At 36.8% G+C, this 25657-nt stretch carries 14 protein-coding genes; 5 read left to right on the forward strand and 9 right to left on the reverse strand.

Features of this window, described 5'->3' with window-relative positions; genetic code table 11:
• Positions 1 to 697 precede the first annotated feature (697 nt).
• A complete protein-coding gene (gene uvrB, locus ACFINC_RS03250) occupies positions 698 to 3007 on the reverse strand; it encodes an excinuclease ABC subunit UvrB (RefSeq protein ID WP_375616080.1) in 2310 nt (769 codons plus the stop codon).
• Positions 3008 to 3267: 260 nt separating this feature from the next.
• Positions 3268 to 3582 carry an SH3 domain-containing protein gene (locus ACFINC_RS03255; protein ID WP_375616081.1) on the reverse strand — a complete coding sequence of 105 codons (315 nt, stop codon included), beginning with the start codon at positions 3580 to 3582 and terminating at the stop codon, positions 3268 to 3270.
• A 338-nt stretch (positions 3583 to 3920) separates the two neighbouring features.
• Between ACFINC_RS03255 and greA the strand changes: the two genes are divergently transcribed.
• On the forward strand, positions 3921 to 4394 hold the full coding sequence (gene greA / locus ACFINC_RS03260; protein WP_375616082.1) for a transcription elongation factor GreA: 474 nt from the start codon (positions 3921 to 3923) through the stop codon (positions 4392 to 4394).
• Between the two features lie 16 nt (positions 4395 to 4410).
• Positions 4411 to 5469: a glycosyltransferase family 4 protein gene (locus ACFINC_RS03265; protein ID WP_375616083.1), complete on the forward strand. Its 1059-nt coding sequence runs from the start codon at positions 4411 to 4413 to the stop codon at positions 5467 to 5469.
• Positions 5470 to 6724: 1255 nt separating this feature from the next.
• Here the strand turns inward: ACFINC_RS03265 and ACFINC_RS03270 are convergent.
• Entirely contained in the window at positions 6725 to 8119 is a 1395-nt protein-coding gene (locus ACFINC_RS03270; protein ID WP_375616084.1) for a TrkH family potassium uptake protein, read from the reverse strand.
• Between the two features lie 311 nt (positions 8120 to 8430).
• Here ACFINC_RS03270 and trxB point away from each other — a divergent pair, with 311 nt between their 5' ends.
• The gene (gene trxB, locus ACFINC_RS03275) at positions 8431 to 9387 is read left to right on the forward strand and encodes a thioredoxin-disulfide reductase (protein WP_375616085.1); all 957 of its coding nucleotides are present in this window, start codon (positions 8431 to 8433) and stop codon (positions 9385 to 9387) included.
• A gap of 41 nt (positions 9388 to 9428) precedes the next feature.
• Complete coding sequence (locus ACFINC_RS03280) at positions 9429 to 10334, forward strand: LysR family transcriptional regulator (protein WP_375616086.1); 906 nt, start codon at positions 9429 to 9431, stop codon at positions 10332 to 10334.
• 2033 nt (positions 10335 to 12367) lie between these two features.
• On the opposite strand, the gene ACFINC_RS03285 is transcribed toward ACFINC_RS03280, so the two are convergent.
• The 3 genes from ACFINC_RS03285 to carB form a co-directional block, all read right to left on the reverse strand.
• On the reverse strand, positions 12368 to 13570 hold the full coding sequence (locus ACFINC_RS03285; RefSeq protein WP_375616087.1) for a pyridoxal phosphate-dependent aminotransferase: 1203 nt from the start codon (positions 13568 to 13570) through the stop codon (positions 12368 to 12370).
• A 318-nt stretch (positions 13571 to 13888) separates the two neighbouring features.
• The gene (locus ACFINC_RS03290; RefSeq protein WP_100128310.1) at positions 13889 to 14098 is read right to left on the reverse strand and encodes a cold-shock protein; all 210 of its coding nucleotides are present in this window, start codon (positions 14096 to 14098) and stop codon (positions 13889 to 13891) included.
• Between the two features lie 258 nt (positions 14099 to 14356).
• Entirely contained in the window at positions 14357 to 17842 is a 3486-nt protein-coding gene (carB, locus tag ACFINC_RS03295; protein WP_375616088.1) for a carbamoyl-phosphate synthase large subunit, read from the reverse strand.
• Between the two features lie 707 nt (positions 17843 to 18549).
• Here carB and ACFINC_RS03300 point away from each other — a divergent pair.
• The gene (locus tag ACFINC_RS03300) at positions 18550 to 19095 is read left to right on the forward strand and encodes a methylated-DNA--[protein]-cysteine S-methyltransferase (protein ID WP_375616089.1); all 546 of its coding nucleotides are present in this window, start codon (positions 18550 to 18552) and stop codon (positions 19093 to 19095) included.
• On the opposite strand, the gene ACFINC_RS03305 is transcribed toward ACFINC_RS03300, so the two are convergent.
• The 3 genes from ACFINC_RS03305 to ACFINC_RS03315 all read right to left on the reverse strand — a co-directional run bounded on the left by ACFINC_RS03305 (position 19082) and on the right by ACFINC_RS03315 (position 25220).
• On the reverse strand, positions 19082 to 21403 hold the full coding sequence (locus ACFINC_RS03305) for an ATP-binding protein (protein WP_375616090.1): 2322 nt from the start codon (positions 21401 to 21403) through the stop codon (positions 19082 to 19084). The genes ACFINC_RS03300 and ACFINC_RS03305 overlap by 14 nt on opposite strands.
• Before the next feature lie 288 nt (positions 21404 to 21691).
• Positions 21692 to 24319: an aminopeptidase N gene (gene pepN / locus ACFINC_RS03310; protein WP_375616091.1), complete on the reverse strand. Its 2628-nt coding sequence runs from the start codon at positions 24317 to 24319 to the stop codon at positions 21692 to 21694.
• A gap of 73 nt (positions 24320 to 24392) precedes the next feature.
• Positions 24393 to 25220 (reverse strand): uracil-DNA glycosylase family protein, encoded by an 828-nt coding sequence (locus tag ACFINC_RS03315; RefSeq protein ID WP_375616092.1) that lies wholly within the window; start codon positions 25218 to 25220, stop codon positions 24393 to 24395.
• Positions 25221 to 25657: the final 437 nt, after the last annotated feature.

Consider the following 25657-nt stretch of genomic DNA (forward strand, 5'->3'; position numbering starts at 1 on the left):
TGATGCTCCTTATTTAAATTCTTATTTTTCACATCCTACACGTATCAAACTGAATAGACCCTGAATAATTTGGGACTTTATTGTGACAAAACAAATAAATAAGCCATTTAGTAAAACCTATCACAGATACAGTAAAATAAAATCATGACAAAATTTTGATTTCAATTATTGTATTTAATTGATAAGATTGTATTGGTAGTAGATGATTTTTACTATGTTGTATAAAGTATTTATTTGGGAACAATTTGTTCATATCAATTAATTTAATGTAATTTAATAACTATTTTATAAATAAATCCTATATTTTATCACTATATAATTATAATTATGATTATGATTATGATTAATATTAAATTATATATTATAGTATAACCGTATAAATATAATATATTTGTAGTAATATTTTGTTTAATGGGAGATATATTTTAAAATTTGTATGTATTTATTTATATTTTAGAAGTTTTTACATTTTTAAAGATTTTCATAATGGGGTTGAACAAGAAAGATTTTTTGAAAAGTCAATAAGTTTAGGCATATTTTTGTAAAATATCCTCTCTTATGTTGTCTTAGAAAAGTTGGAACATTTTTAATATTTGCGGTTATCTATTTTTAGGGCAATACTGTTTGCTCTTCATCGATAGTCAGTTTTTTAGAAGAGCTAAAGATTAGTTTTGGCGGTGTGAAATTTCTTGCTCCTTCATTGATTGCGTTTTTTTCGTTTTAGTGTTGCTTGATTAGGGGTGTTTTTACGAGATTTTCCTTTTTGATTGTCCAAAATACCAGTGTCCATGGTTGGTCCCATGTGTGCAAGGTCTGGTTTGGAGAAAAGACTTGGTTGTAACACGGACTCATGGATGGATTGTTCGCTATGATGTGTTAAGGGATTTTCCGCGAGTTCTAGTTCTATCTTTTGTAATTGTTTGATTTCATCGCGAAGGCGTGCTGCTTCTTCAAAATTAAGATCAGTAGCTGCTTCATGCATTAATTTTTCGAGGTGTTTAATATGAGATGCTAAATTGTTGCCAACCATATTTTTTTTCTCGATAACATCAGGGATATTTGTACGAATATGGTCGTTTTCATAGCCTGAATTGAGAATATCTCCGATATTTTTTTTGATACTTTTCGGTGTGATATGGTGTTCTTCATTATAGGCTATTTGTTTTTGTCGACGTCTTTGTGTCTCATGTAAGGCTCGTTTTATGGAACCAGTGATCGTATCTGCATAGAGGATAACACGGCCATCTACGTTACGTGCAGCACGTCCGATTGTTTGTATGAGGGAAGTTTCAGAGCGCAAAAAGCCCTCTTTATCGGCATCTAGAATGGCAACAAAACCACATTCTGGAATATCTAAGCCTTCTCGGAGCAAGTTGATACCGATGAGGACATCAAAGGTGCCAAGCCGAAGATCGCGTAGAATTTCAATGCGTTCTAATGTATCAATGTCGGAATGCATATAGCGTACACGAATACCTTGTTCGTGGAGATATTCCGTTAAATCTTCGGCCATACGCTTGGTTAGGACGGTCACTAGTGTGCGGTAGCCTTTTTGAATTGTTTTACGAATTTCATTGACAACATCGTCGACTTGAGTGCGTGCTGGACGAATTTCTGTTTCTGGATCAACAAGCCCTGTTGGGCGAATGATTTGTTCAGCAAAAATACCATGGGATTGTTCTATTTCCCAGTGTCCAGGTGTTGCGGAGACAGCAATTGTTTGTGGGCGCATGGCATCCCATTCTTCAAAGCGCAAAGGACGGTTGTCCATACAGGAAGGGAGGCGAAAACCATATTCTGCTAAAGTTGCTTTTCTGCGAAAATCACCTCGGTACATACCACCAATTTGGGGAATGGTTACATGGCTTTCATCGATAAAAACAAGAGAATTGAGTGGAATATATTCGAATAAAGTTGGAGGTGGTTCACCGGGATTTCGTCCTGTTAAATAACGTGAATAATTTTCAATTCCCGGACATGAACCGGTGGTTTCCAACATTTCCAAATCAAAAACTGTACGTTGTTCTAAACGTTGTGCTTCTAAAAGACGTCCAGCTTCGTTCAACTCATCGAGGCGTTGAACGAGTTCCATTTTGATAGATTTTATCGCTTGGTTAAGTGTTGGGCGTGGTATTACGTAGTGTGAGTTGGCATAAATTTTAATCGATTGAAGATCGCCTGTTTTTTGTCCGGTGAGAGGATCAAATTCCGTAATTGTTTCCACTTCATCGCCAAAGAGCGAAATACGCCAAGCACGATCTTCGAGGTGGGCAGGGAAAATTTCGATTGTATCCCCTCGTACACGAAAGGAACCACGAACGAAGTTGATATCTTGTCGATAATACTGTTGAGAGACTAAATCAGCCAAGAGTTTTCGTTGATTGAGTTTGTCCCCTTTTGCTATTTGGAAGTTCATGGCCGTATAGGTTTCTACGGAACCAATTCCGTAGATGCAGGAGACAGATGCGACGATAATAACATCATCACGCTCTAAGACGGCGCGTGTTGCAGCATGACGCATCCGGTCGATTTGTTCATTAATAGAGGATTCTTTTTCAATATAAGTGTCAGAGCGTGCAACATAGGCTTCTGGTTGATAATAGTCATAATAAGAAACAAAATATTCGACAGCATTGTGAGGAAAAAAGCTTTTAAATTCGCCATAAAGCTGCGCTGCTAGAGTTTTATTTGGAGCTAAAATCAGAGCTGGACGCTGTGTTTTTTCAATGATATTGGCCATTGTATAGGTTTTTCCTGAGCCGGTAACACCCAAAAGCACTTGTGTACGTTCATCTTTTTGAATCCCCTCAACCAGAGTTTTAATGGCTTGAGGTTGATCTCCTGCGGGTTTAAAAGATGTTTCGAGTTGAAATGGAATACCACCTTCAGATTTTTCAGGACGAATAGGGCGGTGAGGTGTCCATAATGCACCATTCTTAAAAAGAGGATTACCTGAAGCAATGAGAGCAGAAAGAGCTTCTACTGTTGCAGTAACACCATTTTTCATTGTTGTATCCTTTGATAGAAGCGTGCTGGTGATTTTAAAGAAAATACTAATTTTTACAATTTCATTACAACAACAGCAAAACGTTATTGAACAGATTTGTTTTGGTTTATTGGAGCTTTCATTAAGATCTTGATCAAGTTTTTTCTATGAGACGAATTCTTCGAAGTATTTCTTTGGAGGGAGCATATTTGTGATTGTTCATAGACACTATTGCATTTTTTCCATGATGATATTCAAGAGGGCATAAGTTATTATGGCTGTTATGGAGAATAATCGGTACGTTTGGGCACTAAAGGCATTGTGTATGTGTGATAAAGATCATTTCCATCTTTAAATGAAAGATAACGAGATGACACCCAACCTACTTGAGTGTTATATCGGATATGGCACCAGTTTCCTTCACAGTTTTTGACAAAGACCAATTCCCCCGCAGAGATTAAGCCACAAAGCGCATACTGAGTGCTGGGACCTGTTCTAAAATTAAGATTTCTCGTAACAAAAGCATCTGCTGCCTCTGATATTGTTGTGGCTAAAAAGAAAGAGCCAAACATAAAAAAAATGACGATTTTTTTCATTTTTCTGTAAAGAATTTCTTTAGAGATTTTCTATCCTTCTCTCTTCATATTCCATATGATTTCTTTTACTAGATTATGATAAAACAGAAAAAAATACAATTCTTTCTTCTTTAGGATACTTTAAAGAGAAGAGTGAAGTTTAACGTTTTAAACACCAAAATGAGATGTTTTAATCACTATTTGTGCATGTTTTGTTTCCTTTATTTATTTTTGTATGGAAAACAGCGATACTGTACTATATAATAAAAAAGATCGTAGTTTTCGGATTCCAAAAGTAATTTTGGAAGCCGTTTTTTGTATTTTTATTAAACTTTCCGTGTAATAGAAAGGGACGGATTATGGAAAAAGTTCCGATGACTACAGCTGGTTTTGAAAGTCTTAAAGAAGAGTTGCGTTGGCGTCAACAACAGGAACGTCCGCGAATTATTGAAGCAATTTCTGAGGCGCGTGCGCATGGTGATTTATCAGAAAATGCTGAGTATCATGCAGCTAAAGAAGCGCAAAGTCATAATGAAGGGCGTATAAATGAGCTTGAAGATTATATCGCACGAGCAGAAGTGATAGATGTCTCGCGTCTTTCAGGTGACAAAATAAAATTTGGCGCAACCATTAAACTCTTAGATGAGGATACTGAAGAAAAAAAGGTGTATCAGATTGTAGGGGATCAAGAAGCTGATGTAAAAATTGGTAAAATCTCTATTTCTTCACCTATTGCACGTGCACTCATTGGCAAGCAAGAGGGTGATGTGATTGAGGTGAATGCGCCCGGTGGTGCGCATAATTACGAAATCATTGAGGTTCAGTACATCTAACTATGTCTAAATTGTTATGCGTATCTCTTTGGAAGAAACTGAGGTTATTGCGCCTCATTTAAAAAAGCGTTTGTCGGGAGTGACATCTACGATTATTCAGCTTATTCCACTACAGCGCGAACAGGGGGTGCGTATATCTACTCTGGGATTTGGATTACCACAAAACTTGCCTGCTCTTACCTTTAGGGACCTTTTCGGACTTTGGAAAAGTCCGAAAGGGAAATCATTTCGTATTTGGCATGCACGACGCAATATTGAGATGCTTTGTGGGATCTTTTTACGCGATATCTTGCGAATGAAGCTGAGGCTTATATTCACATCGGCTTCACAACGCCATCATAAGCCTTTTACCAAATGGTTGATTCGCCGTATGGATAGAGTTATTGCTACCAGTACGCATACGGGCGCTTATCTAGAAGTGCCTCACAAGGTTATTATGCATGGGGTGGATGTAAGGCGTTTTACGCCACCACAGACTCTTAATGATTACTTTTCTTCAACAGGATTTCCAGGAAAATATGCGGTAGGATGTTTTGGACGTGTGCGTAGCTCAAAGGGAACAGATTTATTTGTTGATGCTATGATAGCATTATTGCCCCACTATCCTGAGTGGACAGCACTTATTGCTGGTCGTACGACAGAACAACATTATCATTTTGAAAAAGAATTACGCCAAAAGATTGCTAAGGCTGATTTGAATGATCGCATTATTTTTCTTGGTGAGATTCTGGATACACCTTTATGGTATCGTCGTTTATCACTTTATGTGGCACCTTCTCGTACAGAAGGTTTCGGTTTAACACCATTAGAGGCAATGGCATCACAGGTTGCGGTTGTAACGAGTGATGCGGGAGCTTATAAAGAGTTGGTAGTAGCAGAAACAGGAACGGTTGTTCAAGCAGGAGATGGAGCGGCTTTAACAGCAGCAATTGAACCTTATTTTGCTGATGTAGAAAAAACATTAGCAGCCGGAAAGAAAGCTTTAACCCATGTTCGTACTCATTTTCCTTTGGAAAAAGAAGCAAGCAAGATTGAAAGTGTTTACAAAGAACTGTTTGCCGAAAAAACACTTTAAAATATATTATATCAAAAATCTTCTTGAGGAATGCTAAAAAGTGTTTCCTTTAAAGGTTTTTTATGATCATCAAGAAAACATCTCAATTATATAAGTGTTATTTCAAAAAATTTATCATGTCTTTCATATAACGCTATAAGAAATTCTCAAAGTTTGGGATCAAAGATTAAAAAATATACGTTTGAGAGCAATATATGGCTTATGATAAAGCATACAAGGAGAGAGAAGAATTATTTTAATTCCAGCAATATTTTAGAATAAGAAAATAATACTTTAACTTTTAAAGTCTAGAGATTTATGCACTATCTTAACGCTATCATGCTAATATTATTACGTTTTGTAAGACTTAAATGTAGAGCAAAAAAATTTTTATCTTAAAAAAGATAATGATGGTATTATTTTTATGAGAGAAGAATTTTGAGGTTTTCTGTAGTATTTTCATGGATAAAATAGTTGTGCATATTTTCGGGTAGTAGAAATTTATAAACAAAATGTGCTCTGATCAATATATTGATATCATATAAATAATTTATCCTTGCAATTTGAATAAGAACTTTGGATATTGTATGATTCTTTCATGTCAAATCTGTTTATAGTAAATCAATGAAAACTATATACTTGCACGTCACAATTGGAAGAGAGCATGTGGTGGATAAAAACTATTGAAGACAAGGTGTAAAGAGGCTTCTTATAAATTGTCTGAAATGCAGTCTGTTGTAACATTAGCAGCAGAAAAATAATATGATGGTGCTAATTTGTATCTTATGTTGTAGTTCCGGCATGCACTTTATTATTTAAGTAAAAATGATGGGACCAATCAGATCTTATACCTTTCATAAGAATTGTCGTGAAATGAATAAGATGAGTCTTGTGAGATGTTTTTTTACAAGTTTGTAAATTTGTAATAGAATGGCATTCTATTTTCCATAAAGATGTTGTTCTATTAAAGAGAACAAACACTTTTATCAGCAAATATTCATATTTTTGCATGAGAGATTATTCATAAAAAAGAATGTTTTATGTGCCTATTTTTACTGATAAAAGGGCTTAATAGAGCAAAGAGTTATATGTTATGAATATGAAAGCTCTTGGTACTTGATTATTCTTGCCGAATTATTTTTGTGTTAACTTGTATAATCATCTATATGATAATTTGATTGAAATTTCAGAAAATCTTCGGTCGATTGAGTGAAGGTTGAATATTATTACGCATATTGTTCATACTTTTTATCTTGGTAGAATAAAGTGTTATGTATTAAAATTGTTCACGCCAGAAAGCGGGAATAAAAAGCACAAATATCGTTATGATTTCAAGACGTCCCGCTAACATCAAAAAACTTAAAATCCATAAAGCATTATCATTGATTGTAGAGAAATTACCTGCAGGGCCAATGATATCTCCAAAGCCTGGACCAACATTTGAAAGTGCGGTTAAGACCCCTGTAAAGGCAGAGGTAAAGTCAAGACCGGTTGTAAGCAAAAGTGCAGTGCCGATAACAAGGCAGAACATATAAAGACATACAAAAAATAAAACGGCTTGAGCAACATCGTTTGATATATTTGAGTGATCATAGCGAGCTTTTACAACAACATTAGGAGAAAGAAGTTTTTGTATATTTGTTTGTGTAATACGCCAAAGAATAATAAGGCGATTGATTTTCATGCCACCAGAAGTAGAACCAGCACACCCACCTGTAAAAGAAACAATAAAGAAAATTCCAAGCGCAAAGGGGCCCCAAAGTTGATAATCTTCGGCACTATAACCTGTGGTACTAATAATGGATGAAAGGTGAAAAATGGCATCAAGAAAAACCAAATGGAAAGCGCGATGATCATGAAACCGTAGCCACACTGCTAAAGCAAAGCTGAAAAGGAGAACGATATGGAGAAAAACAATCACTTGTGGATCAAGGAAGCGTTTGGAGTGTCCAGGAAGAACTAATTTAACATAAAGGACGAAAGGTAAAGCAGAAAGCAACATGAAGATTGTTGAGATAATTAAGATAGCTGGTGTATTAGAAAAATAGCCAAAAGAAGCATCGTGAGTCGAAAAACCAGCAGTTGCTACTGTACTCATTGCATGGTTAATGGCATCAAATAAATTCATGCCTGCAGCAAAATAAGAAAGCATACAAGCCAATGTGAGACCAACATAAGCTATGATAATTCCATTAGCAATTTGGTTGATGCGAGGCAATATTTTTTCAGATTTATCAGATGATTCCATATGAAAAAGTCGTACTCCACCCACACGCAGTGAAGGCAAAATCAAGAGGGCTAAACCGATAAAACCGATGCCTCCAATCCAGCATATGATAGAACGCCATAACAAAATACTTCGCGACAAATTATCAAGACCCGAAAGGACTGTAGAGCCTGTTGTTGTAATTCCAGAGACAGATTCAAAGATGGCACCTGCTAGAGAAATGGGTAGAGGGGAAAGATAAAGAGGTAAGGCCCCCACGATGCTTCCTGTGAGCCAAAGACAAACAGTGAGCATAAAACCAAGCCGTGCTGAAAAACGACAAGTAGCCCCCTTAGTTGCTAAAAGAATCAGCGTTGCTAACATGGTGGTTATGACACAAGAATAGAGAAAGTTTATCCAATTATGGTTGTTATCGTGCACATCCACAAAAATTGGCAAAAGCATTGCTCCTCCCATGATTAATGCAAAACGTGCACAGACATTGATAATAAATTGAAAAATGACCGTTCCCTATCTTTAATCTCTTTTTATTATAATTTTGCGCTCATAAGAATTTACGTTTTCCTCTTTATAGGATAAAGATTACCCCTTACATTAAGCATGCCTTGATGAATTGGTAATCAAACCTTTTCAGAAAACGCGAAGAGAAATATATATACAACATAATTTAGGCTGTTGAAAAATATTTTTTTAAAAGGTTGCATTTTGTTATAATTTTATAAAATAACGAAGTCATAAAAAGTGAAGGGGATTTAATGGTACAATCGCATATTCGCTTGCTTATTATTGGTTCAGGTCCGGCTGGTTATACAGCGGCGGTTTATGCGGCAAGGGCAATGCTCAAGCCGGTTTTGGTGACGGGCTTGCAGCAAGGTGGACAATTGACAATTACAACTGATGTTGAAAATTATCCAGGTTTTGCTGATCCCATTCAAGGACCATGGTTGATGGAACAAATGGCAAAACAAGCTGAGAATATGGGGACAAAAATTGTTTATGATACGATTACAAAGGCTGATTTATTAAAGTATCCTTTTACCTTATATGGGGATTCAGGAACACAATATTCTTGTGATGCGCTGATTATTGCAACAGGAGCTCAAGCACGCTGGCTTGGTTTGGAAAGTGAAAAAACCTTTATGGGTGGTGGTGTTTCTGCGTGTGCGACATGTGATGGATTTTTTTACCGTGATAAGGACGTTATTGTTGTGGGAGGAGGGAATACGGCTGTTGAAGAAGCGCTTTATTTATCACATGTAGCAAAAAGTGTAAGTGTGGTTCACCGGCGAGGGCAGTTTCGGGCAGAGAAAATTTTACAAGATAGGTTGCTGGCTTGTAATAATGTACGTGTTCTCTGGGATCATGTGGTCGAAGAAATTGTGGGGCTACCCGCTCAGGGGGCAAAGGGAGCTATTGTAACAGGGGCGCGCCTGAGAAATGTTAAAACAGGTCACGAGATGAGAGTGAATGCAGAGGGTATATTTATTGCCATTGGGCATGATCCTGCTGTTTGTCTGTTTGAAGGGCAACTGAAACAGAAGCGAGGCGGCTATTTATGGACAGCGCCGGACTCAACAGCAACAAGCATTGCTGGTGTTTTTGCGGCAGGGGATGTAACAGATGAAACATTCCGCCAAGCTGTAACAGCTGCGGGAAGGGGATGTATGGCAGCGTTGGAAGCAGAACGGTTTTTAGATATACCTAGGCGTTAGTAACTCATTGAGAACGTAGAGAATCTAGAGGTAGAATAATTGTGGCACCACCGTTAGATTGGGATAAGTTAAGGGTTTTTCACGCTGCAGCAGAAGCGGGATCTTTTACGCATGCTGCTCAAAAACTTCATTTATCCCAGTCAGCAGTTTCGCGACAAGTCTCGGCTTTAGAACAAGAGGTAGGGGTATCCCTATTTCAGCGTCATGCGCGTGGTTTGATCCTTACAGAACAGGGAAAAATTCTTTATTGTACAGCTCATGATGTTTTGATGAAGCTTGAAAGTGTACGTTTGCAATTAAGTGAAAGCTATGCAAAACCAACGGGTCACTTACGTGTGACCTCAACCTTCGGAATGGGAGCAGGGTGGATTGCAGAGCGTATGCCAGAATTTCTTAGTCTTTATCCTGATATGCAGGTTCAGCTTTTGCTTTCCGATGAAGAGCTTGATTTGACAATGTGTCATGCAGACTGTGCCGTTCGCTTACATCCACCCCAACAACCTGATCTTATACAAAGAAAATTATTTACAATTCATATGCATGTTTATGCTTCGGAAAAGTATATTGCAAACTGTGGGAAGCCAGAAACATTGTCCGAGCTCGATAACCACCGCATTATTTCGTTCGGTGAACCGGTTCCACCTTATTTATCTGGTTTAAATTGGCTAGAAAAAGCTGGTAGAAATGATGGATCATTGCGCGTTTCAATCCTACAAATAAACAATATCATCTCAATAAAGAATGCACTTATGCGTGATATTGGTATTGCTGTACTGCCCGATTATATCGTCAATAATGATGAACGATTAGTGCGTCTTTTTCCTGATATGGTTGATATTCCTTCTTTTGATACTTTTTTTTGTTATCCCTATAATTTAAAGAATTTGGCAAAGCTGAATGCTTTTCGAGATTATATTTTTTTAAAAGCCCGTCAATGGTCTTTTTAATGTTAAGGCTTTAATTTATAAGGGGGAATTAACTGTTTTACAACTTGAACGAGAGCCTCCCGTAATATTCTTTCATTTCAAATTTGCTTATATTGAATCAATTAAACCATTCTCTGCATGCGACAAATGGAGAGAGTCCGTCCGTATGGAATAAACATTTTTGAAGAAAGGGATAAAATGTCTTTTATGAACGTTCTCAAATGTAAAGGCTGTCACAATATTGGAAACGAGACAATCATATAATGGTGTGGCTTACATTTTTTATATTTAATGAAAGAGAGTGCTAGACGATTGAGGAAAATTTAAAGCTATGTGTTTATTGCATAGCAGATACGCTTAAGTCTTTATTGTGCTTTTTCTTATAAAATGACATAGAATGCTATCTCTTGATTATGTTGCCTCCCATTGCATTTTCTTGAGTGTTCCCTTACGAAGATCTGTCAGATTGATTTTATCTCTGAGGATTTTCCAAATTTGCCGGGCGTTTGTCCGGCTTTTTTTTTATTTTTAGAAGAGCCCCTAGAAATTGCATACAGGGGAAGATGATAAGAAAAAAATTTTAAAACTTATGGATATTCAATAATTTTTTTTAAGTATACTAGAGTTCAATGGGGAATTTGAGAGAGATTTGTTCTATTACGCCATAAACATTGTCTTTAGGACCTGATATAAGGTATGTAAATTTTTATATATGAAGTGCTTTTTATGAGAATGTGAGGTGAATATTTAAGATAGAGACTCGTAAATCACATGAAGTAAATCAAGTGATTAGTAGGTAGAACCATTAAGAAAGATTAGACTATTTATACAGCGGCAGGAGGTAGATTCTTCTTCGTTTTAGGGTGAAGAGGAAGGCGAAAAATAGAAAATGTTTAATTGTAAGGGCTACTTAATTATAAGAGCGATTATGTTTAAAAATACTAGGTCTTTTTTAGAGGTATAAATTAAATAGAAAAGAAAAAGTTTATCAATTCACACGCTTCTTCAAGCAGTATTTTTCAGTGTTCGCTATTTCACAACGGTATATGTGAAGAGTATATGATTTATTTTTTACAACTATTGTTACACTCATAAAGAAGCATGTTTGGTATTATTATCGTAGTTTTTGCATTTGAGATACGGAGTTATTTTTACTCTTTTTAAAGTGTTTTTATCTACACACAAACTTTGCTTGTGATATGCAAGAACACGATTTTGATTGGTTTTAGATGAACAGATTTGAAATAAGAGAATCTCTCTAGGAGAAATAATTCAAGTTAAAATCAATGAATTATTATAATTAATTATCTCTTTATATATCACGTATTATAACTTAACGTAATTATAAAATACAGTATGATTTGTATTCCACTTGGAGAAAATAAAAAGATGCAAAATTTAAATCAGTTCATTCCATAGGAGGATAAAAGACTTCAACAGATTTTCAGGTTTTGGGGAAAATATTATATAATATAAACTCTGCTGGAGATGTTTTGGTTGATAATCTGTCATGTGATATATGTGTTCAAAAACTGTAAAAAACAATTAAATTTTTTATGTATCAAGATACCACTTTTCTACAAATTCCCTTTGTATCTGGAAAAAACATTGATTATGATTCAACTAAAATTCGTTAAGAGGATGCTCTTACCTATAAATTAAAATAAATGGATCTATAACATTTTAGTTTCATCTAAAATTCAGTTTTTTATCGCACATTTATAACAACAGAGTATAATGCATTGTACTTCCTTAATGAGAGGAGTAAACGCATCAACTTTTAAGTTCAGATTATTCCTAATAAGCTCGAAATTTTTGTTTTTGGTAAAGGAAGTCCCGAATAGGTTTTTCATCTCTCATGACAATAGATCGATACACTTATTGGGTAGTTGGATTTTTTTGATGTTTACTTGCCGCCTCCATTTTTCTACTGTGTTTATTAACGGATGTTTTTGCTGAATCGATTGGCTTGTCCCATGATACAGTTTCCAATATTTTCCCAGATACACTGACATTCGGCAAAAAAACAATCACAAGAAATGATGTTAAAAACTTTAAGTTAAACTGTTGCAAAAGCGCTGGATACGTAAGCAAGCTTCTTCAAGCAGTTTTTCTGATGTTGCATAAGAAATACGAAAAGTTAATCCAAGTCCAAAAGCAGACCCTTGGACGACAGCAACAGCCTCTGTTTCTAGAAGCGCTATGACAAAGTCTTCATCATTCATAATACATTGACCGTTAGGTGTTTTCTTACCAATAAGTCCTTTGCAAGAAGGATAAACATAAAAAGCACCTTCGGGTGTTGGACAGCGAATGCCAGGAGCTTGGTTTAACATGGAAACAACGAGATCACGGCGTGCTTGAAAAATACTTTTATTTTTAGTGATAAAGTCTTGTGGTCCGTTGAGAGCTTCAACTGCAGCCCATTGTGAAATAACACTCGTGCCAGATGTTTGCTGGCCTTGAATGGTATCCATAGCTTTAATGAGTTCTTGTGGTCCGCCTGCATAACCGATTCTCCAGCCCGTCATCGCATAGGCTTTAGAAACACCATTCATTGTGAGTGTGCGATCATAAAGCGCTGGCTCTACTTGAGCTGGAGTAACAAAGGTAAAACCCTCATACGTGAGATGTTCATATATGTCATCAGTGAGAATATATACATGAGGATATTTTACTAAAACATCGGTGAGTTTTTTCAGTTCATTATATGTATAAGCGGCACCTGATGGATTTGAAGGAGAGTTAAAGATAAACCATTTAGTTTTTGGGGTAATGGCAGCTTCTAGCTCTTGTGGTTGGAGTTTATAAGAAAATTCCGCTTTTGTTTCTAAAAAGACAGGCGTACCATCGTTAAGTGTGACCATTTCTGGATAACTAACCCAATAAGGAGATGGAATGATGACTTCATCTCCTCTATTCAAAGTTGCCATAAATGCATTAAAGAGAATTTGTTTTCCACCGGTACCAACAATAATTTGTTCTGGTTGGTAAAGAAGGTTATTTTCTCTTTTAAATTTTGCAGAAATTGCTTGGCGCAATTCTGGAATTCCAGATATGGGAGGGTATTTTGTTTCTCCCCTTCGAATAGCTTCAATAGCCGCGTTTTTGATGTTGTCTGGGGTATCAAAGTCTGGCTCTCCAGCACTTAAAGCAATAACATTGCGCCCTAATGTTTTTAAATAGCGAGCCTTTTGGGAAGCAGCAATTGTTGCAGAAGGTTTGATACGAGACAGCTTGTCGGCAATAAAAGCCATAATTTAAAATCCTTATATTATATCAAATGATTATTGCTTTAAGAATATTTTATAAGAGATTATATTGTATGCAATAAAAAACTTCCACAATACTCTTACATAGGCTTTATATTCTTCTTTTTTGAGATTTTTGCAAGGTCATTTCTTCTTAGGTTTTATGAAAGATTTAGAGGAAAGATAGAGGAGGTTTGATAAATTGTGCAAAGGAGACAAGAAGTCTTTTATTTTAACAAAGTAAAATTATGCTTTATATAAAATAAAAAAATCTTCGCCTATAACGACGAAGATTTTTAAATAAAATATTGCAGAATTTAACTTTTAAAGGGCTGCAAGGTTGCCAGCGGCAAATTTTCCTGAACGACGATCTTGAAGAACATCATAAGAAATTTTTTGCCCTTCATTAAGATTACTTAGACCAGAACGCTCAACGGCGGAAATGTGTACGAATACATCTGCACTTCCATCACTAGGTTGAATGAATCCAAAACCTTTTGTTGTATTAAACCACTTAACTGTTCCTGTAGACATAGGAAACTCCTTAGATATATAATTATATTGTGTACTGAAGCTATAATTCTTCAATACGGTTTTAGATCGAAATTAGGTGGGAGAAGTTTCGTCAAAAGTGCAGAAAGCACAGGAAAGAAAGTCACGTAACCGAAAATTCGATAAAACTCATATAAGAGCCTTTAGAATAAAAAGCAAGCTTTAATTGCTATTTTTTGTACAAAGAAAAAATCGAGAAAGGGTATCAAAAGGCGTATGCTTTTCCGCATAGCAAGAACTTTAACTGAAATAACTTTGCAAGGAACGTACTTCAAGGCGCTTTTTCTTGATTGCTTTGATCGCTTCTACGACGGCTTCGGCTCCCGCTATTGTTGTATAATAGGGGACATTTTGCATGAGTGCTGCATAGCGTAATGATTTGGAATCTGAGATGGCACTGGCAGTGCTGGTTGTATTAAAAATCAATTGAATTTGGCGATTACGAATCGCATCTTCGATATGTGGGTGCCCCTCTAAAACTTTGTTGATTTTTTTTGCTTCAACATGATGTTCGGTGAGAAACTTTTGTGTTCCACTTGTGGCAACAACAGAAAAGCCAAGTTCTGTTAAACGTTTTATAGGATTTAAGATGCGTTTTTTATCTTCATCTCTTACAGAAACGAATAAAGTTCCCTCCTTAGGGAGTTTTACACCAGCCCCAAGCTGTGCTTTAGCAAAAGCAAGCGCAAACTCATAGTCAAGTCCCATAACTTCACCGGTTGAGCGCATTTCTGGACCAAGAAGTGTATCAACACCTGAAAAACGAGCAAAAGGAAACACTGCTTCTTTGACGGCAATATGTTGTTTTTTCTGCGAAGAAGGTAATCCACCATAAGCTTGAAGAGCATCGTGAAGCGTTTCTCCTGCCATAATACGTGCAGCCATTTTAGCAATAGGACGACCAATCGTTTTTGCAACAAATGGAATAGTACGTGAAGCACGGGGATTGACTTCTAAGACATAAATGGTGTCATCTTTAATGGCATATTGTACATTCATTAAGCCCCGAACATGAAGTGCTTGTGCTAATGCTTTGGTTTGACGCTCTAATTCAGCGACTATTTTATTTGAGAGCGTATGGACTGGTAAAGAACAAGCTGAATCACCAGAGTGGATACCAGCTTCTTCAATATGTTCCATAATACCAACGATTAGTGTTTCGTTGCCATCACAGAGACAGTCAACATCTACTTCAATCGCTTCTGTTAGATAGGTGTCAAAGAGAAGTGGATTTTTACCAAGCAATATATTGATTTGTTCTGTTTTGTCATTGGGATAACGGGCTTTAATCTCTTCTGGTACTAATTCAGGAACACTTTCAAGCAAATAATTTTGCAAGCTACGCTCATCGCGAATAATTTGCATAGCACGTCCTCCTAAAACATAAGAGGGACGTACAACCAATGGAAATCCTAGTTCATAGGCAATGAGTCGCGCTTGTTCGATAGAGTGAGCAATAGCATTTTGAGGTTGTGTTAAATTAAGTTTAAATAACAGTTTTTGAAAGCGATTTCTATCTTCTGCTAAATCGATGGCGTCAGGTGAAGTGCCTAGGATGGGAATGTTGTGTTTTTCTAGAGCGCTTGCCAATTTCAAGGGGGTTTGTCCGCCAAATTGGACGATGACTCCAACCAACTCGCCTTTTTCCTGTTCTGCTTCTAAAATAGCGATAACATCTTCTGTTGTTAAAGATTCAAAGTAAAGGCGATCAGAGGTGTCATAGTCGGTTGAAACTGTTTCAGGATTGCAGTTAATCATAATAGCTTCAAAGCCTGCATCACGTAGTGCAAAAGCAGCATGACAGCAACAGTAATCAAATTCAATACCTTGCCCAATGCGGTTTGGTCCACCGCCTAAAATAGCAATTTTTTTTCGTTCAGAAATGTATGCTTCTGAGTGTTTTACACCTGCAAAGGGAATTTCATATGTTGAATACATATAGGCTGTAGGAGAAGAAAATTCAGCCGCACAAGTGTCAATCCGTTTAAAGACTTGTTTAACATTCAGTGATTTGCGCAAAGCTGCAATGTCATCAGGCTCTTGTCCAGTAAGGGTGGCTAATCGTGCATCTGAAAAGCCCATAGCTTTTAACATACGCAGGTTATTTGCGTCTTGGGGTAATCCATGGATGCGGATACGTTGTTCCATTTCAATGATGGAGGCTATTTGTTCTAAAAACCACGGGTCAATTTTGCTGATTTGGTGAATTTCACTTAAAGATAAGCCTGCGCGCATGGCTTGGGCAATGTAGCGCAGACGATCAGGGCTTGGTATTGCAATGGCTGAGCGTATAGAATTTTTTTCATCACCTTCAGCATGTTCAGGGATTACAATTTCATCAAGACCAGTGAGTCCTGTTTCAAGCCCACGGAGTGCTTTTTGCAACGATTCTTGAAAAGTGCGTCCAATTGCCATGACTTCTCCTACAGATTTCATCGCAGTCGTGAGGACAGGTGATGAACCAGGAAATTTTTCGAAAGCAAAACGAGGAATTTTTGTCACAATATAGTCAATAGAAGGCTCAAATGATGCTGGTGTTGCACCATCTGTGATATCATTTTTTAATTCATCAAGTGTATAACCAACAGCCAGTTTAGCTGCTACCTTGGCAATAGGAAAACCCGTTGCTTTTGATGCAAGCGCTGAAGAGCGAGAAACACGCGGATTCATTTCAATAACAATGAGGCGCCCATTTTCAGGATTGACAGCAAACTGTACATTGGATCCACCTGTTTCAACACCAATTTCACGCAAGACAGCAATCGAGGCATTGCGCATACATTGATACTCTTTATCGGTTAAGGTAAGAGCAGGTGCTACGGTGATAGAATCACCGGTATGAATCCCCATTGGGTCAATGTTTTCAATAGAACAAACAATGATACAGTTGTCGTTCTTATCACGAACAACTTCCATCTCATATTCTTTCCACCCTAAAACACTTTCTTCAATCAATACTTCTGTTGTCGGTGAAGCTTCAAGACCACGTTCAATAATTTCATAAAATTCAGAGCGGTTGTAAGCGATTCCACCACCAGTCCCACCAAGGGTGAATGAAGGGCGAATAATAGCTGGAAGCCCAACAATATCAAGAGCTTGAACTGCTTTTGCTGTTGCATGGGCAATATAATGTTGTTTGCGATCAGCTTCGGTATATCGCCAGTTGCGCTCAAGTTCTTCGAGTGCTTTGTCAAGCGCAGCACCAGAAAGTTTTTCTTTAAGTTCAGTACGCGTTTTTGCGTGCTGTCGGCGATTTTCTTCTTTCAGTTCTGTTGCATTGGCTAACATAGAACGTGGTGTTTCCAAACCAATTTTTGTCATCGCTTGGCGAAATAAAGCACGGTCTTCTGCTTTATCAATAGCATCGGCGTTGGCTCCTATCATTTCAACGTTATAGCGGTCTAAAACACCCATACGTTTTAATGATAAAGCGGTGTTGAGGGCAGTTTGTCCTCCCATAGTGGGTAAAAGGGCATCGGGACGTTCATGGGCAATAATTTTGGCAACGATTTCAGGAGTAATGGGCTCTATATAAGTTGCATCAGCTAGATCTGGATCTGTCATAATTGTAGCAGGATTAGAATTGACCAAAATAATTCGGTAACCCTCTTCTTTTAATGCTTTACAAGCTTGTGTACCTGAATAGTCAAATTCACATGCCTGACCAATGATAATAGGTCCTGCTCCGATGATAAGAATAGATTTTATATCTGTGCGTTTGGGCATGGCTTTTTCCTATAACAAATATCCGTGCATGATTGTGGCAGGCAAAATATTTCCATTTTGAGGCTACAGTCATTTTATAAGTTAAGTGACAAAGAAAGTAAGCACTAAAATGTTTTTTCCATGCTTTTTTTCATAAAATTGAAGATAAATTTCTTTTTTTGTTTGAGTCATCTAATCAGTATATAAAAAGTATGACCTTTGATAAAAAGTAGTAGTTTTCCAAAAAACGAGAATATTCAAGTATACTGTGGGAAATGAAATATAAGCCATTATTTATGGTTCAATAGAGTTTCGTAAAATGAAATGGAAATCTTATCTTGTTATCCCGTAAAATACTACCATTTAGAGTGGTGGTATAGAGCATGAAAATTACATATTAGTTGTTTTGGTTGGAGTATATGATAAAATTTAGTGTAGGATTTGTTTGTAGAGCTTATGAACTGAATCCTATGAAATGGTTGCGGTTGGGATATATTAAAAAAGTTGGATTGTTGATAAATCGACTCTGGTTGAAGACTTAATTCTTTAGGTTAGAAAGAAAGTCAATCTATGTATGATTCCATTCCATACAAAGAGTATATTTTAATACAATGACTAAACAGATAGTTTCAAGATGATCTTATTTGGTTTTATAAAGTGATTAAAAATATCCTTCCTTTACTTTATGTATAATGTTCAAAACTTTTAAAAATATAAAGAAAATGAAAATGCTAAACATTTCCCAAACGAGAATATTTTGTCTAGAAGATGTCTCAATAGGAAAGCTTTTGGTGGCTAAGTCTAAAAAAGGAATTTGTTATATAGCGTTAGGAGATACTATAGAGCAATTATTACAAGAGTTTATGGTACGCTTTGGTGATGCACAACAAGTTGTGGGTGACAATACATTTAAGAGAGAAGTTGCTCATATTATAGCCATGATAGAAACGCCCAAGTTGGTAAAAAAATATAATTTTCTCTTAGATATAAATGGTACATTTTTTCAACGACAAGTATGGGCGGCACTATGTGATATACCATGTGGTGAAACAATTTCATATGAGATATTAGCATGCCGTATTGGTATGCCAAATGCTTTTCGTGCCGTTGCTAGTGCTTGTGCACGTAACGAATTGGCGATTATCATTCCTTGTCATCGTGTTGTGCGTAAAAATGGTTTTATTTCAGGGTATCGCTGGGGGGCCAAACGGAAACAGATTTTGTTACAAAGAGAACAAAATGAGGGAATAAAAAACAAATTTAACTTTGTGTGATGGGCATTATAATGGTTACCGTTGTTCCTTTCATTTCTTTTGAAGTAATTTCAAGTTTTCCTTTGTGTAGTTCTAACAGAGAGCGTGAAATGGCTAATCCAAGACCTGAGCCCGTATGAGATTTAGTAAGTTGATTTTCAACTTGTTCAAAAGGTTGTCCAAGTTTTTTAATTGCTGATTGTGGAATACCAACGCCTGTATCTGTAATTTTAAAAATAAGATTATTTTTTTTCTTGAAAGCGCAGACATCAATATTTCCGCCAGAAGGAGTAAATTTAACGGCATTAGAGATGAGATTAAGGAAAATCTGTTTCATTGCACGACCATCAACTTCAGCATGAAGTTCTGGGGTAATGTTTGTTGTAACTGCAATATTTTTTTCTTGAGCCTGAGGCGTTAGTGTTCGTACTGCTTCACTAATGATGGGTTCAAGATCGGTATTTTTACAATCAAGCGTAAATCTTCCGGCTTCGATTTTTGACATATCAAGGATGTCATTGATAAGGGTTAGAAGATGGGTTCCTGAATTATAAATATCATGCATATATTCCTTATAGCGTTGTGAACCAAGAGGACCAAAGGTTGATTGTAACATGATATCTGAAAAGCCGAGAATAGCATTTAGTGGAGTGCGCAATTCATGAGACATATTGGCTAAAAATTCTGATTTAGCCTTATTGGCACTTTCGGCGCGTTCTTTTTCTGCTTTCAGACTTTTATTAAGTTTTTCAACTTCTGTTGCGCGTTGTTGAGCACTCCCTCTCGCACGTTTGAGTTCTTGAATGAAAGAAAAAAGACGCCTTTCGCTGTCTTCAAATTTTTCCTGTTGTTGTTTAAGCTCAGAAATGTCAGTCCCAATACAAACCAGTCCTCCGTCTTGGGTCCGACGTTCATTAATTTTGAGCCAAAACCCATCTGCAGTTTGGCGAATACTGGTTAAATTACCCGTACCATCATCTTTAAGGGGATATTCACTAAGAGCAGGACGGGTCATGGCTTCGACGGTTGCACGTTGGATACCTGATTGTAGAATTTGTTTAGGAATAGCGGCATATTCACAAAATTTGCTGTTGGACATGACTAAACGTCCCTCAGCATCCCACAAGACAAAAGATTCTGAAATGTTTTCAATCGCATCACGAATACGAAGGTCGGCTTGAGCTGTTTGTTCAGCCAATTGCTGCTGTTCACTAATGTCGAAAGAAATACCAACCAAATGGGGTTCTTCTTCTTCAGTAACTTCGGCGCGAAGTCGCATCCATACATAATGACCATCAGCATGACGCATGGGAACATTGATATCAATATGCTTTTTTTTGCCTCCCATTAATTCTTGAGCAAGATCAAAAAAGTTGGCATCATTTGGATTGATAATGGCGCTAATTTGGGAAATTGAGAGCAATGCATCTTGAGGGACATAGCCGAGCATTTCATACATTGCTCGTGACCAGTAGACGCGTCCGCTTACCATATTCCAATCCCATAGTCCACAACGCCCACGCATCATTGCCATATCAATACGGTTTTGAATTTTTTCTGAAATAAGATCAGTCTTACGTGCTCGTAAAAGTTGATTGTAATAAGCATAAAGAAGAGCAAGAATAATACCACTCGTTCCGATGAATAGAGTTATATTAAGCGAAAAAAATTTGCGCCATTCCATAGCGCTATTTTGCATCTTTTCGCTAATGAATACGCCATATTGTCCATTTTCTGTTTGGTGAAATGAAGCAAGAGCAGGGGTATCTTTTCCTATTGTGATTTTCATAACTCCAGCGTGTTGTCCAAGAGATTGTAAAGCAATGCTGTCAGAGATAAAATCTTGCAAAGGCTTTCCTAGACTGATCTCTGAATTGGATGAAGCCAAGACATTGCCTTTTTCATCAACGATGGCGATGAGAGTGCTGGGATTAATAAGATCTTGATTACGAAAAGTGGAGAGGATATTTTGCAAATGACCATGGGAAAGAGCAGAGACTTTTTCTTTCTGAGAAACAGCCAATAAGTCATGATCAATTGTATTAGTAATATGAGACGCTAAGAGAATGATGGTCGAACGTGTGCTTTTATCAATTGTGTTGCGCCAATCATAGATTGATACGAAACGGATTGCTGCAAGCGCAATAAGAAATGCCACAATGACAAATGGAAGTGAGCGTCGCAACCAAGGTTCAATAAAGAGAAGCTTTTGATAGGTAGAGCCAGAAAACAGATAAATACGCTTTGTCTGCGCTTTATGGCTTTGAGCGCTCGATTTTGAATCAGCATATATCTCCGTTGGCGCATTATATGCGTCCAATTTAGCCATCTCTTGTTCCTTTAATTCCGGAATAATGTGATTTAAAAACTGCTTCGATATTCATTAATAACCCCATGAGAGTGCAATGAATCAAAACAGGAGTCTTCTGTCCAGTCTTTTTTTTAAAAAAAAGTATTTTACTTTTATGAATTTGGAATATGAAAAGAAAAAAGCACTTTAAACGTGATCTATAAACAGGCTTAGATTGCCTGTTTATAGATTTAATGATGATCGAATAGTTTATAGAATTTATTTTAAAAAATATTATAGTATATCAATTTAAAATAATTTTTTGTTTCAAGTAAGCAGGCGATTGATGATATCAGCAACATCGCTTGATAATTTTGGCGCGGCAGCAATCGTTTTTAATACCGTTTCAAGTTTTTGTTGCCGAATGGGTTCTAATTGTCGCCAAGAGCGCAAAGTTGTTAATAATCGTGAAGCGAGCTGTGGATTTTTTTTGTCAATTTCCAAAATGACTTGGCAAAGAAAATGATAAGACGCTCCATCCATCCTATTAAAGCCCGTAAGATTGTTAGAGGCAAAAACACCGATTAGGGAACGTACACGATTAGGATTATCTTGTGAGAAAAGCGGATGTTGCATGAGCTTTTGAACATTCTCGAGTGTTGATGTGCCAGCAACTATTGCTTGAATAGAAAACCATTTATCCATGACCAAAGGGTCATTCCGATAGCGGTTTTCAAAATCATTTAAGGCATTTTGTGCCTGCTCACTTTCATTAAAACGCTTCACGAGAACAGCAATACTCGCCATTCGGTCAGTCATGTTATCAGCTGTTGCATACTGTGTCGCCGCACGATTTGGATTGTTCTCAGCAATAGAAAGATAATCCAATATTATGTTCTTGAATGCTCGCTTTCCGGCTTGTACAGTGTTTGGTGAATAGGGTTCTTGGGTTTGCATTTGTTCATAGAATTTTGTTAAGAGTTTTTGATGTGTTCGTGCAAGTGAAGCGAGAAACTGATTGCGCACGTAATGAATACGATCTGGGTCAATATTTTTACCGATTGTATGAGCAAGCTCAACTTCACTAGGTAAATTTAAACAGAAGGCACGAAATTCAGGCTCTAAGGTTTCATCTGTTATGATTGTTTCAATCAGCTTTAGCAAAGCAGAAGGGAGTGTTGCTTTTTCTTGTGTTTTATCTTGAATGCTTTGAAGCAAAGCTTGCGTCATTAAATGATTAAGAGATTGCCAGCGATTGATGTGATTGTCATCATGTTGTGCAAGAAAAATAAGTTCTCTTTCATTGAATGGCGTGTGTAGAATGATTGGTGCTGAAAAGTCTCGCAGCAGTGATAAAACGGGTTTTTCACGCAGACCCTTTAATGTAAAGGTTTGGCTTTCCTTGGATAAAAGCATAACATCTGATTGAATATCTGTATCCGTTTCATAAGGGAGGGTTTCTCCATTAGGTCCTAGGAGTCCAAAAGCGATAGGGATAAACATGGGCTTTTTTGTTTTTTGTTGTGGGGTAACGGGAATATGTTGTTTTGCATGAATTGTTAAAACACCATCGCTATAATGACTATCGATTTCTACATTGGGTGTTCCTGCCTGTTCATACCATAGCATGAATTGGGAGAAGTCTTGACCAGACACTTCAGCAAAACAGGCAATAAAATCTTCAATTGTACAAGCTTGTCCATCATGACGTTGAAAATAAAGATCAGTGCCTTTACGAAACAGAGTAGGACCTAAAATAGTTCGTATCATGCGAACAACTTCAGCACCTTTTTCATAAACAGTTGTGGTGTAAAAATTGTTAATTTGGCTATATTGACGAGGACGTACAGGATGCGCAAGAGGTCCTGCATCTTCTGCAAATTGCGTCGCTTTTAATGCTTTTACATTTTCAATTCGCTGTAGGCTGCGTACATTTTGATCTGATGAAAATTCCTGATCACGATAAACAGTGAATCCTTCTTTTAAACAGAGTTGAAACCAATCGCGACAGGTAACACGATTACCGCTCCAATTATGGAAATATTCATGGGCAATGACACTTTCAACATTTCTATAATCCTGATCGGTTGCTGTTTCAGGATCGACAAGAACATATTTATCATTAAAAACGTTAAGGCCTTTGTTTTCCATTGCTCCCATGTTAAAGTCGGACACAGCAACGATATTGAAAACATCAAGATCATATTCGCGTCCGAAACATTGTTCATCCCAACGCATGGAACGTTTAAGAGCATCCATTGCATAGGTTGCGCGTTCGGTTTTTCCTTTTTCTACATAGATACCAAGCTCGATACGTCGTCCAGATACAGTTGTAAAATGGTCTTCTAACTTATCAAGATCTCCACCTACTAAAGCAAAGAGATAAGATGGTTTTGGATAAGGATCTTCCCAAATGGCAAAATGACGATTATTCTCTAAAGTTCCTGTTTCCACCAGATTACCATTTGAAAGCAAGATTGGGAGTGTTTGGGAATCTGCTTCAATTTTTACTCTATAGGTAGAAAGAACATCTGGGCGGTCGTAAAAATAAGTAATACGACGAAAACCTTCCGATTCGCATTGTGTGCAATAAACACCATTTGAAAGATAAAGCCCCATAAGTTGGCGGTTGCTTTCAGGATTCAGTTCCGTAACCAATTTCAATGTAAAAGGAGCCGTTGGTAGCGTTGTAATTTCTAAACGTGAAGGCGTCACTTTATAAGTGTTTTGGGCTAATATCTCATCATTAATAGAAACGGAAATTAAAGTAAGATCATCACCAGAAAGAACAAGAGGTGTTAATTCTTTTGTATCGTGACGGGGCTCAATAAACAATATGGCTGTAACATAGGTTTTTGTTGGTGCCAATTGGAAAGAAAGGTGTGTTTTAGGGATAACGTAAGGGGTTGGTTGGTAATCTTCCAAACGATAAATAGATGTTGTTGGCTGTTTCATAGTTTTTTCCCATTCGCATTTTAAGAGTTAAAGAAGGGTGTGTTAATTTTAGAAGAAAGATAGGATTAAAGAATTACAAAAGGCTATCGAGACGATTTTTTACTTCTAAGAAGTCTATCCATGTAAGCTTCTTTTGACTAGGGGTTCTAAGAAGGTAAGCAGGGTGGAAAGTTGGCATAACAGGTATTTTTATATTATCCTCGCTTTCATAAATATGCCATTTACCTCTTGTTCGGATAATCCCATTTTGAGATCCGGTAAGAAACTGTGCAGCAACGCCTCCCAGTGCTATAAGAACACGAGGACGTGCTAAATAAATGTGCCGTTCAATAAAAGGGCGGCACAAGGCAACTTCTCTTGGTGTTGGTGTACGATTTCCTGGTGGACGCCAAGGAATAGTGTTGGCGATGTAAACATTATTTCTTGTTAAGCCAATTGATGCGAGGATTTTATTAAGCAACATCCCCGCTTTTCCCACAAAAGGAATTCCTTGTATATCCTCTTCTCGTCCTGGAGCTTCGCCTATAAGCATCAGGGGGCTTCCTGCTGTTCCATCTGAAAAACAGGTATTTTTTGCTGTCAATTTTAATGAACAGCCATTAAATGCAAGGAGAGCAGACTTTAATTCTTCAAGTGTCTTTGCACTTTTTGCACTTTCAATAGCTGCGGGTTCGTTTTGTATAGCTCTAGAGTTATGTAGTGAGTGATTATCTAATTTTACGCTTGGGGAGGGACGTTGATTATCAGAAATGTTAACAACAGGCGTTGATTTTTTCTCTGAAGAAGCAGACTGCTTAAAACGATCAATAGGGAAATCTGTCAGGACGGCATCCGCACCACTTTCTTTATAAAAATTTAAGAGTTCTTCATAGGAAATTGAGCAGGGCGTTTGATTTAACATTTTACTTTTTCTAATGATCTAGTGATTATAGATCAAATAAAATTATTTTCAAGTTTTATAAATATGTTCATTAGCGTTAGTGTATAAGAACGACATTTTCTCTTTTCACAAAAAAGGCAGATCTTAAATACAGGTGCTTGAGACTATATACATTTTAAAATGTACAATTTGTTCAAATGCACCATTTTAGTTTTTTAAACAGATTAATCTCTTTATGGTAAAAGAATTTTCTACTGAACACAAGTGGCATAAATGATAACATTTATGACCATTATATGCTCTATTTAATCATTAATGAAAGTAACTTTTATAGTATTTTATTTGTAAATTTAACTATAAATTTTTTATTATTATATTTTTAGCTTTGTTAATAATTTTTATTAAAAATATTAACTCTATAAATAAAAGAATAATATTACTTTTATGAGAAATACTAA

The sequence above is a fragment of the Bartonella sp. AP58NXGY genome (genome assembly GCF_042195785.1).
Taxonomy (GTDB): domain Bacteria; phylum Pseudomonadota; class Alphaproteobacteria; order Rhizobiales; family Rhizobiaceae; genus Bartonella.

Bases quoted from the DNA above. Each gene is read 5' to 3' on its own strand.
- pepN (WP_375616091.1), bottom strand. From the start codon at position 24,319: ATGAAACAGCCAACAACATCTATTTATCGTTTGGAAGATTACCAACCA.
- ACFINC_RS03270 (WP_375616084.1), bottom strand. From the start codon at position 8,119: ATGCTTTTGCCAATTTTTGTGGATGTGCACGATAACAACCATAATTGG.
- ACFINC_RS03305 (WP_375616090.1), bottom strand. From the start codon at position 21,403: ATGGCTAAATTGGACGCATATAATGCGCCAACGGAGATATATGCTGAT.
- uvrB (WP_375616080.1), bottom strand. From the start codon at position 3,007: ATGAAAAATGGTGTTACTGCAACAGTAGAAGCTCTTTCTGCTCTCATT.
- trxB (WP_375616085.1), top strand. From the start codon at position 8,431: ATGGTACAATCGCATATTCGCTTGCTTATTATTGGTTCAGGTCCGGCT.
- ACFINC_RS03315 (WP_375616092.1), bottom strand. From the start codon at position 25,220: ATGTTAAATCAAACGCCCTGCTCAATTTCCTATGAAGAACTCTTAAAT.
- ACFINC_RS03265 (WP_375616083.1), top strand. From the start codon at position 4,411: ATGCGTATCTCTTTGGAAGAAACTGAGGTTATTGCGCCTCATTTAAAA.
- ACFINC_RS03290 (WP_100128310.1), bottom strand. From the start codon at position 14,098: ATGTCTACAGGAACAGTTAAGTGGTTTAATACAACAAAAGGTTTTGGA.
- ACFINC_RS03300 (WP_375616089.1), top strand. From the start codon at position 18,550: ATGCTAAACATTTCCCAAACGAGAATATTTTGTCTAGAAGATGTCTCA.
- ACFINC_RS03255 (WP_375616081.1), bottom strand. From the start codon at position 3,582: ATGAAAAAAATCGTCATTTTTTTTATGTTTGGCTCTTTCTTTTTAGCC.
- greA (WP_375616082.1), top strand. From the start codon at position 3,921: ATGGAAAAAGTTCCGATGACTACAGCTGGTTTTGAAAGTCTTAAAGAA.
- ACFINC_RS03285 (WP_375616087.1), bottom strand. From the start codon at position 13,570: ATGGCTTTTATTGCCGACAAGCTGTCTCGTATCAAACCTTCTGCAACA.
- carB (WP_375616088.1), bottom strand. From the start codon at position 17,842: ATGCCCAAACGCACAGATATAAAATCTATTCTTATCATCGGAGCAGGA.